The following is a 10,259-nucleotide window of genomic DNA, read 5'->3' as shown; positions in this document are numbered from 1 at the left end:
ATTGACTGATTTAGCGGTGACTTTGTGGGAGGCCACTCATCCCCTATAGGCTGCGCTGTCACGCGGAGAACAGTGCCTGGCGTGGGAGCGGGCTTGTCCCGCGAAGCAGGCAACGCTGTGCATGGCACCGGCTTTGCCGGTGTTCGCGGGGCAAGCCCGCTCCCACAGGTTGACGCCAAATCAATACGTTGTTCTATGAAAGCGGGCTTGTCCCACGAACCCCGGCGCAGCCGGAGCCATGCACAGCGTTGCCTGCTTCGCGGGGCAAGCCCGCTCCCACAAGCGCCTCGGCAAAACGCTGCGCCACTTCATCAACCTGCTCGGCGCTGATGATCAGTGGCGGCAGGAAGCGCACCACTGCGCCATGCCGCCCGCCCAGCTCCAGGATCAGCCCGCGCTTCAGGCACTCACGCTGCACCTTGGCCGCCAGCTCGCGGTTGGCCAGCGGATGACCCAAGGCATCCGTTCTGCCCTGCGGGTCCACCAACTCGACCCCCAGCATCAAGCCACGCCCGCGAACATCACCCAGTTGCGGATAATCGCGCTGCAACTGCAGCAGGTGCTGGCGCAAACGCTGCCCCATGGCCTCGGCATGCTCGGCCAGGCGATGCTCGACCAGGTAGTTGATGACCGCCGACCCCGCGGCCATGGCCATCTGGTTGCCACGGAAGGTACCGGCATGCGCACCCGGCTTCCAGGTATCCAGCCAGTCGCGGTACACCACCACCGCCAGCGGCAGGCTGCCGCCAATGGCCTTGGACAAGGTGACCACGTCCGGCACGATGCCGGCATGTTCGAAGGCGAACATGCGCCCGGTGCGGGCAAAGCCGCTCTGGATCTCGTCGATGATCAGCGCAACGCCGGCCTGCTCGGTAATACGGCGGACCCCTTTGAGCCATTCGATATCGGCCGGGATCACACCACCCTCGCCCTGCACCACCTCAAGGATCACTGCCGCCGGCAGAGGCACGCCGCTTTCCGGGTCGAGCAGCAGGTTTTCCAGGTAATGCAGGTTGGCCCTGACCCCTGCTTCACCGCCCAGGCCGAAGGGGCAGCGGTAGTCGTAGGGGTACGGCATGAACTGCACGCCGTTGCCGAGCAAGGCGCCCAGCGGCTGCTTCGGCCCGTTGCTGCCCATCAGGTTCAACGCGCCCTGGCTCATGCCGTGGTAGGCGCCATGGAAGGCCAGCACAGTGCTCCGGCCGGTGGCCGTGCGCACCAGCTTGAGCGCCGCCTCCACGGCATCAGTGCCGGTCGGGCCGCAGAACTGTACCTTGGCCTCGCGGCGCAGCGCCTCGGGCAGAATGCCGAACAGGTCCTGGACGAAGCGGTCCTTCACCGGCGTGGTCAGGTCCAGGGTATGCAAGGGCAGCTCATCGGCCAGCACACGCTGGATCGCCTCGACCACCACCGGGTGGTTGTGGCCCAACGCAAGCGTGCCGGCGCCCGCCAGGCAGTCGATGAACTGGCGGCCTTCAACATCCTCCACATAGATGCCACGGGCGCGCTTGAGCGCCAGCGGAATACGCCGTGGGTAGCTGCGGGCATTGGACTCCTGCTGTTGCTGGCGTTGCAGCAGGGGGGATTCGGTAAACTCGTACAAAGGTTGCGACGCGTTGACCGGTGCAACCTGGGCAAGGCTGGAAGCGGTGGACATGGGTAAATCCTCGCAAGCAAGCGAATGGGCAGTTATCGCTTGAAAAACGCTTGAGTGCAGGGAGGATTTAGCGGTTGTTACTGGATTTTACTTTGCCTGCACCGGCCTCTTCGCGGGTGAACCCGCTCCCACAGGAATCGCACCGCTCTTGAAGCCTGTGCAGTACCTGTGGGAGCGGGTTCACCCGCGAAGAGGCCCGCCCAGCCGATAAACATCAATGCCCGGATCGCGCCGGTACTTGCAAGAGCACCCGCAACCCATCGCTACGGCTGTCAAAGCGCAGGCTACCCGCACACCGCTGCACGATCGCCTGGACAATCGCCAACCCCAACCCGCAGCCGCCACTCTGCCCATTGCGCCAGAAGCGCTCGGTCAGGTGCTCAAGGTCGCCTTCGGCAATCCCTGGCCCGTGGTCGCGCACCATGAAGCCCACCTGGCCGTCGGCCATCTGCACCTCCAGCTCCACCGCCTCATCGCCGCCATGGCGCAATGCGTTGTCCAGCAGGTTGCGCAGCGCGGCCACCGCCAACGGTGCGGGCATGCCCAGGTAGATTTGCGTGGCTTCTTCAGGCAGACGCAGCACGATGCGGCGGTTGTCACCCCCACCGGCATCCTGCACCGCCTGGCGGGCCACCTGCTCGGCGCTGCACTGCACCCCATCCTCGAACGACAGGCTGCCTTCCACCCGCGCCAGCATCAGCAACTGCTCCAGCGTGCGGTGCATGCGGTCGGTGCCCTGCTCGGCATGCTCCAGCGCCTGCTCGCGCACCGCGCCATCGGTCATGCGTGCCACCTGCAGGTGGGTCTTGATGGCGGTCAGCGGGCTGCGCAATTCATGGGCCGCATCGTCGGTCAGGCGCCGCTCGCGCTCGAGGGTCTGGGCTATACGCAGGAACAGCTGGTTCTGGGTTTCCAGCAAGGGCTGCAACTCGCTGGGCATGCCCGCCACCTGCAAGGGTTCGACACTGTCCGCGCGCCTACGGCGCAACGCGTCGCGCATGCGGTTGAGCGGCTCCAGGCCCTTGCCCAGGCCAATCCACAACAGCCCCAGGCTGCCGAGCAGGGCCATCAGCACGGGCGCCGAAGCGGCCAGCAGGATCGACTGGTTCAGCGCCTCGCGCTCCATGTGCCGGTCGGCAGTGGTGATGCGCACATCACCATGGTTGTAGGTGAAGGTGCGCCACAGGGCATCGTCGATGGTCTGGTCACGGAAGCCACTGCGCTCGTCGTCCATGGCGCCATCGTGCTTATGGTTGCTGGCAAGGATCTCGCCACGCAGCGAACTGACCTGGCAGGCCATGCCGTCCGGCACACTGAACTGGTCGGCGGAAAAGTGCGCCTCCCCGCCCTTGGCAGTCAGGGGTTGCGGCAACTGGTCGATCAGGCCGGCGACCATGCGCGCCGAGGCTACCAGACGCTGGTCGAGGGAAAACATCATCTGCTGGCGCAGGTCACGCAGCATCCACGCCGCGGCCAGCGCCCAGATGATCACGAAAGCGCTGCCCAGAATCAGGCTCAGGCGTACCCGCAGGCTCATGAGGCGGCCTCCTCCGGGGCCTGCGCAGGGCCCAGCCGATAACCCAGGCCACGCACGGTCTCGACAATGCCGTTGCCCAGCTTGCGCCGCAGGTGGTGGATATGCACGTTCAGGGCGTTGCTTTCGACTTCATCGCTGAAGCCGTATACGCAATCTTTAAGCTGTTCACTGGACAGCACCCGCCCGGGGTTTTGCAGCAACGCCTTGAGCAAGGCCTGCTCACGGCGGGACAGGTCGACCGATTGGCCGGCCAGGGTCGCCTCGCAGCTGCTCGGGTCATAGCGCAACGGCCCGTGCTCGATCACATTCACCGCCCGCCCGGCCACCCGCCGCAGCAAGGTATGCAGGCGAGCGGCCAGCTCGCGCAGGTCGAACGGCTTGAGCAGGTAGTCATCGGCGCCGGCCTGCAGGCCATCGACGCGGTCGGTGACGGCATCGCGGGCCGTGAGTACCAGCACTGGCAGGTCCACACCCTGCTGGCGCAGGCGGCGCAGCAGCTTGAGGCCGTCTTCGTCGGGCAGGCCGAGGTCGAGGATCATCACGTCGAACTGCGCGGCCTGCAACATCGCCCGCGCAGCGGCGGCGTTGCCCACCCGGTCCACGGTCAGGCCCTGGGCGGTGAGGCCGGCGCAGATGCCGGCGGCGATCAGGTCGTCGTCCTCGCAGAGCAGAACGTGCATGGTGGGGCTCCCGGAGTGGTGTGGCTGGCATTGCACCTTGGGCGGATTAAGGGGGCATTATGGACCTTTGTGGGTGGGTCAGGGTGTTCGTCTTGGGTGCAGTGGTGAGCACCAGGGCCCTACATCAACCCCTGTGGCGTATCGACATCCAGCAACACCCCGGCATCTGCCAGTTCGATCACCACACAACTGCCCCGATTGGCCTGCACCACCGAGCGCGCCCCTTCATCGCCGGACAATTGCCCCAGCGCAGGCCAGAAATCACGCCCGAACATCACCGGATGCCCCTGCTGCCCCGCATGGCGTGGCAACACGATGGTCGAAGCCGCGGCCGCTGCGGCCAGTTGGCGCAAGGTTGCCGACTCGATCCACGGCATGTCACCCAGCAAAATCGCCACTGCCTGGGCATGGCTGTCGAGCAAAGACCGAGCGCCGGCCGCCAGGCTGTGCCCCATGCCCGCGGCCGCTTGATGGCTGATGACTACCTGGCAATCGGGGGGCAAGCCAAAATCCTCGGCCCGCTCACCTGCGCGCAATACCACGCGCACATCATCGAACACCGCCCGGGCTCGCTCCACGCTATGCGCCAGCAAGCTGCGGCCATCGGCCAGGGTGGCCCGGCGCTTGTCGGAACCGAAACGCGTACCGCGCCCTGCCGCCAGCACCAGGGCCACCACGCTCACAGCGCCACCCGCGCAATGCCGTTGCGCACCCGCAGGATATCGGCCAACACCGCCAGCGCGATCTCGGCCGGGGTCTTGCTGCCCAGGTTGAGGCCGATCGGGGCATGGATGCGGCCCAATTCCACTTCACCCAGGCCGCCGATGCGCTGCAAGCGCTCACGGCGCTTGTCGGAGGTCACCCGGGAGCCCATCACGCCAATGTAGAAAGCCTCGGTACGCACCGCTTCAAGCATCGCCAGGTCGTCGATCTTCGGGTCGTGGGTCAAAGCCACCACCGCCGTGTCGGCATGGCAACCGCCATGGTGGATAAACTCCGAAGGCAACTCGCGGCGCACTTCAACGCCGTCCAGCCGCACGCCATCCAGCACTTCGTCCCGCGGCTCGCAAAGGATGACTTCAAACCCCATGCCTTTGCCGAACTCGGCACAAAAATGCGCCACGCTGGAATAGCCGGCCAGCAGCAGGCGCTGGGCCGCGCCGACACGCAAGCGAACACAGGCTGCTTCCCGCTCGACGCGTGGTCCCTGGGAAGGGTCATCGGCCAGATGGCGGGTACCTTCGGGCAAGCTCACTTCACGCAGCACCCGGCGCTGGCCCTGTAGCGCGCTTTCCATCTCACGCAGGTGCGCCTGCACCTCGCACTCGGCCGGCAGGTTCTCCACCAGCACTTCAAGCACACCGCCACACGGCAAGCGGACACTCGAACGCGGGTCGCTGCCATCGCCGTAACGCACGATGGCAACCGGCTCCGGGAATTCACCCAGGGCCACGCGTTCGAGAAAGTCGTCTTCGACACAGCCACCGGACAGCGACCCCAGCCACTGGCCACTGGCATTGACAGCCAGCAGCGAGCCCGGCGCACGCGGCGCCGAGCCATAGGTGGCCAGCACCGTGCACAACCACACACGTTGCCCGTTGCACGACCACTGCAAGGCCTGACGAATCACCTGTAGATCGAGATGTTGCACGTTTACTCCGCCTTCAGCTCGGCGAGCTGCTGTACCTTCAGGTCACCGGGCAGTCCACCCCACGCCTGGCGCAGGTAGTTGACCATATCCGTCACCTGCTGGTCATCCAGCTTGTCGGCAAAGCCTGGCATTGGCTGCATGCGTTCAAAGCCGGTGAACTGCTGTTCACGAATACCTTCGAGGATGACCTTGACCAGGTTGCGCGAGTCACCCTGGCGCAGCACGGTGTTGCCCTGCATGGCCACGGCGATGTGCGGCTTGCCCTCGCCGTCGACACCATGGCAGCCGGCGCAGACGTTCAGGTACTGCTGGTGGCCGCGCTTGGCGCTGTCGCTCATCTGCTCCAGGGCAACTGCCTGGATGGCCTTGGCCGGCGGTGGCTGGTCGCCCAGCAGGTAAGTGGCCATGGCCGCCAGGTCTGCGTCTTCCAGGTGTTGGGTGCTGTGGTGCACCACCGGGAACATCTCGTTGAACATGCTGCCCTGGGCACTGATGCCGTGCTTGAGGAAGGTGGTCAGGTCTGGCTGGGTCCAGCCGCGTTCGGCCAGGTCCTGGGCCAGCAGGCTCGGCGCCAGGTAGCCGCCAAGCAAGCCACCGGTCAGGCGCTGGTCCTGCTGCAGCGCGCCGATGGGATTGCGCGGGGTATGGCATTCGCCGCAATGGCCCATGACCTCGACCATGTACTGGCCACGCTGCCAGGCCGGGCTTTTGCCTTCGGTTGGCTGCAACTGCACGCTCTTGCCATACAGCATGTTCCAGCCACTCAGGCCCATCCGCACATTGAACGGGAAGCGCAACGCGGTCTGCGGTGCCGGGCGGTTGATCGGCGGGATGGTCATCAGGTAGGCGAGGATCGCGTCCGAATCTTCACGCTTGATCAGGTGGTACGAGGTGTAAGGCATCGCCGGATACAGATTGGCGCCGTCCTTGCGCTTGCCCTCGGTGACTGCGGCGAAGAACTCGTCGGCGCTGTAGTTGCCGATGCCGTATTGCTTGTCCGGGGTGATGTTGCTGCCGTAAATGGTGCCAAACGGCGAATGAATCGGCAGCCCGCCAGCATACGGCGCGCCGCCTTCGGCAGTATGGCAGGCCATGCAGTCGGCCGCGCGTGCCAGGTATTCACCGCGCTTGACCTGGGCCTCGTCGGCCGCCAGGGCAAACGAACTGACGGCCAGACCCAGTGCCAACGCCCATGCGCTACGTACAAAGCCCATGCTCAACCCTCCTTGACCAGGCCGAGATCGTTGAGCACCTTGCGGGTAGCGTCGTAATAACGCACGTAGCCGGTGCAGCGGCAGATGTGGTGCCCGAGGCTGGCCTCGATGCGGTCTTCCACTTCGCTCTTCTTCAACGGCTGGCGCTGGGCCGTTTCCACCAGCACGGTAGCAGCGTTGACGAACCCCGGCGCGCAGTAGCTGCACTGGAAGGCGAACAGGTCAACGAACTTCTGCTGGATCGGGTTCAGCGTCAGGTTGCCGGCCTCGTCCGGTTTGGCGTGGCCCTCGATGGTGCGCACCTTCTTGCCCTCGAAATAGTGGGCGCCGGTGATGCAGGTGCGCACTTCCTCGCTGGTGCCGTCGGGGTTGTCGACAATCACAACGCAGGCGTGGCAGATGCCCTGGCCACAGCCCAGGCGCGAGCCGGTGAGGTTCTGGTGTTCGTGCAGGTAGTCGATCATCGCCAGGTCAGCGGGGACCTCGACCGGGCCGACCGGTTGACCGTTGAGGGTCAGTTGCAGTGGACGGTTAGCCATTGAGGGCCTCCTTGATACGGGCTGGGGTGATAGGGAGATCGCGCACGCGCTTGCCGATGGCATGGGCAACGGCATTGCCGATGGCCCCCACGACCGGGATCATCACCACTTCGGCGATGCCCTTGGACGGGTCGGTCGGTGACAGCGGCGGGAGAATTTCGCTGGTCTGCTGCCACACCGCCACGTCGCGCGCATGCGGCAGGCGGTAGCGGTTGAAGTTCCAGTCGCCCTCCCCGGGCCCACCCTCGTACAACGGCATTTCTTCGGTCAGCGCGTGGCCGATGCCCATGGCGATACCGCCTTCTAGCTGGCCCTTGACCAGCTCCGGTACCAGCACCCGGCCGCACTCGACCCAGCTGTGATGGTTGAGCACTTGCACTTCATGGGTACCCTTGTTGACCTTGACTTCAACGAGGGTTGCCACCGGGCTGTAGTAGGTGACCATGGCGTTGTTCAGCTGGGTATCGGGGTAGGCTGCGTTCTGCCGGTCGAGCAGGTGGTAACCGTGGCTGCTCATCTGCGCCTTCTTGGCGCTCACTGCGCCATCGCCGTACTTCACCGCCACGGCGTCGAGCGGGAAGCGCTCGCGCACGCCGTCGATGACGAAGTCAGCCTCGGCCCAGCTCCAACGGTTGAAACCGTGCACACTGGCGCCGGTGACCAGGCCCATGTCGTGGGCCTTCTGTGCCAGCTGGGCGAACGGGATCGGCTGCAGGCCGTTACCGGTCAGCTCACCATTGACCCACACCGCGTTCTCGCGGCGCACCACCAGCGGGTTGGCCTGGCCGCCATGCGGGCCCTGGCTCCAGATGGCCATGGCCGCCGGCCACAGGCCGTGGTTGAACAGCACGCGCGCCGCTTCGCGGGTGGCATGGCTGAAGTAGAAGGCCGAGTTGGTCGCCGACGATGGCGACGCCAGCTTGCCCACCCAGCGCGGGTTGCGCAGCGCGGCATCCTGCTCGGGCTGGCTGATCAGGTACGGGTTGCCACTGGTGCTCAGTTGCAGCTCTGGCCATTCGGTGACCGCAGTCCTGACCTCGTCAGCCGAGCGGCCAAGGAAATCGCTGACCACCAGGGCCTGCGAGGTAGACATGCCGGTGCCCAGCTCGGTGCCGATGTGGCGCAGGCTGATGCGGCCCTCGCGGCTGAACTCGATGCTGGCCATCGGCGCCTCGGAGCCGGTGCCGAAGTCCTTCTGGCAAATTGCAAAGCCCACGCCGTACCAGTGGTCCTGGTCCTGCGCGTCCATCTGCTGCTTGCGCGTATCGCGGTTGCGCCACCCTTCATGCACGGCGGCCTTGTCGAGAATCTCGTACAGACGCAGCGCGCCCGCCGGCACCGCGCCCTGGGTGTTTTTCATGCCCGATTTCAGCGCGTTGGCACGGCGCAGGTCGATGGCATCGACGCCCAGGCGGCCGGCAATTTCATCGACCATCATCTCGGTGGCCGCCATGCTCTGCAAGGTGCCGTAGCCGCGCATGGAGCCGGCCTCGACACCGCGAGAATGGTAGGCGGTGACCGACAGGTCGTTCTGCGGCATGTAATAGATCGACTGCGCTGCCGTAGCCCCCACCGCAGCTACCGACGGGCTGTAGTTGATGCGCCCGCCGCCGTCGCAGCTCATGTCGGCGCGGAAGATCTTGAAGCTGTTGTCCTTTTTGTCCACGGCCAACTGGTAGCGAATATCGAAGGCATGGCGCTTGATGCCACTCTGGAACTGCTCGTAACGGTCGTTGGCCAGGCGGATCGGCACGCCGGCGCCATACAGCGCAGCCACGGCGGCGTAGAAGACGAAGATGTTGTTGTCTTTGGAGCCATAGCCCACGGTGTAACCCGGGTGCATGTTCAGCGTATTCAGGGCGAAACGCGACGGCTTGATCATGTGCACGCATTCCTGCGCCACTTCGAACGGGCACTGGGTGGCGACCACGAAGTGCAGCGTGCCGCTGGCCGGGTCGTACCAGCCATTGCCGTTGTCCGGCTCCAGCGCGGCGGGTTCGATGGACGGCGTTTTGTAGCGCTCGTCGAACACCAGCCAGTCCTCGGGCGGGTTGTCCAGTTGCTCGGCCATGCGCTTGGCGTAGAACAGCCCCTGCTCGGTCAGGTCGCCATGCTGGTTGGGCTGTTTCGACCACACCGGCTTGCGGTTGAGAATGGTCGGGAACAGCATGGAATTCTTCAGGCTCGAGAATTCATCGTCGTCGAACGGCGTGGCACCGCCGACGCGCACGAAGCGGAAGCTGCCGTAAGGGTCGCGCTGGTACAGCGGTGCCTGGGCGCCGTAACGGATCGCCTGTTCGTTGAACTGCAGCTTGCGTTTGGCCTGGCGGAAGCGCTCGAAGTCGTGCCAGATCAGGATTGCCACCGGGTGGCCAATGAACATCGGCACCTTGCCGGGCGGCAGCAGCGGGTCGGGCGAATGGGCCTCGGGCCAGGCGAGACCGTCTTTCTCAAGGTCGGCAGCGGTAACGATGCGGTCCGGCTGCAACTCGCTTCCGAGCAGGCTAAGGTCATGCCCGGCATAGATACGGTCGGCCTTGGTGGCCTTGAGCAGCAGCGCGTGGCCTTGCTGCGTTGGCCAGCCAGGCATGTCCTTGGCGCGGATATCGCGGGCGAACACCTTGTCGCCACACACCTTGGACAAGGCATCGTTACGGAAACGCGCCTTGCCGTCATGGTTCATCCACTTCTGCGGCGAGGTGGTGACGCGGTCCTCCATCAGTGCGGCGAACGCCTGGCTGCCGAGTGGCGCCATGGTCACACCGACACCAGCTATCAGCCCGCCTTGCAAGAAGGCGCGCCTGGAAATATCACGGTTGGACATGCTTGATCCTCTGGGCAGTGGGGGGCCTGCCCTATTTTTGATTCTAGTGCTAGCGGGGAAAGCTGACTTGTGCGTCAACTTTACAGCAAGTGAGTGGGGATAGGCAAAGTCAAGCCGACAATATGTCGCGGTGTGTCTGGGGTGATGGGGGGATTGG

7 protein-coding genes and 1 pseudogene are annotated in these 10,259 nt (G+C 65.2%); all 8 read right to left on the bottom strand.

Annotated features, from left to right (window positions below; translation table 11 throughout):
* Positions 1-265 precede the first annotated feature (265 nt).
* A pseudogene (locus AC07XM_RS30550) lies at positions 266-1,657 on the bottom strand (aspartate aminotransferase family protein); the annotation flags it as partial.
* Between the two features lie 214 nt (positions 1,658-1,871).
* Entirely contained in the window at positions 1,872-3,194 is a 1,323-nt protein-coding gene (locus AC07XM_RS30545; RefSeq protein ID WP_016488314.1) for an ATP-binding protein, read from the bottom strand.
* Positions 3,191-3,874 carry a response regulator gene (locus AC07XM_RS30540; protein WP_102690252.1) on the bottom strand — a complete coding sequence of 228 codons (684 nt, stop codon included), beginning with the start codon at positions 3,872-3,874 and terminating at the stop codon, positions 3,191-3,193. Before AC07XM_RS30540 ends, AC07XM_RS30545 begins: the two co-directional genes overlap by 4 nt.
* Positions 3,875-3,993: 119 nt before the next feature.
* Complete coding sequence (locus AC07XM_RS30535; protein ID WP_060519303.1) at positions 3,994-4,557, bottom strand: nucleotidyltransferase family protein; 564 nt, start codon at positions 4,555-4,557, stop codon at positions 3,994-3,996.
* Entirely contained in the window at positions 4,554-5,525 is a 972-nt protein-coding gene (locus AC07XM_RS30530; protein ID WP_016488317.1) for an XdhC family protein, read from the bottom strand. Before AC07XM_RS30530 ends, AC07XM_RS30535 begins: the two co-directional genes overlap by 4 nt.
* A gap of 2 nt (positions 5,526-5,527) precedes the next feature.
* Entirely contained in the window at positions 5,528-6,739 is a 1,212-nt protein-coding gene (locus tag AC07XM_RS30525) for a cytochrome c (protein WP_016488318.1), read from the bottom strand.
* A gap of 2 nt (positions 6,740-6,741) precedes the next feature.
* On the bottom strand, positions 6,742-7,278 hold the full coding sequence (locus AC07XM_RS30520; protein ID WP_016488319.1) for a (2Fe-2S)-binding protein: 537 nt from the start codon (positions 7,276-7,278) through the stop codon (positions 6,742-6,744).
* Positions 7,271-10,102 (bottom strand): xanthine dehydrogenase family protein molybdopterin-binding subunit, encoded by a 2,832-nt coding sequence (locus AC07XM_RS30515; RefSeq protein ID WP_016488320.1) that lies wholly within the window; start codon positions 10,100-10,102, stop codon positions 7,271-7,273. The genes AC07XM_RS30520 and AC07XM_RS30515 overlap by 8 nt, the downstream gene beginning before the upstream one ends.
* Between the last annotated feature and the right edge of the window lie 157 nt (positions 10,103-10,259).

This window comes from Pseudomonas sp. GW460-LB5 (assembly GCF_059423245.1).
Note: the sequence above shows the minus strand (reverse complement) of the source record. Positions and strands in the feature narration are given on the sequence as shown.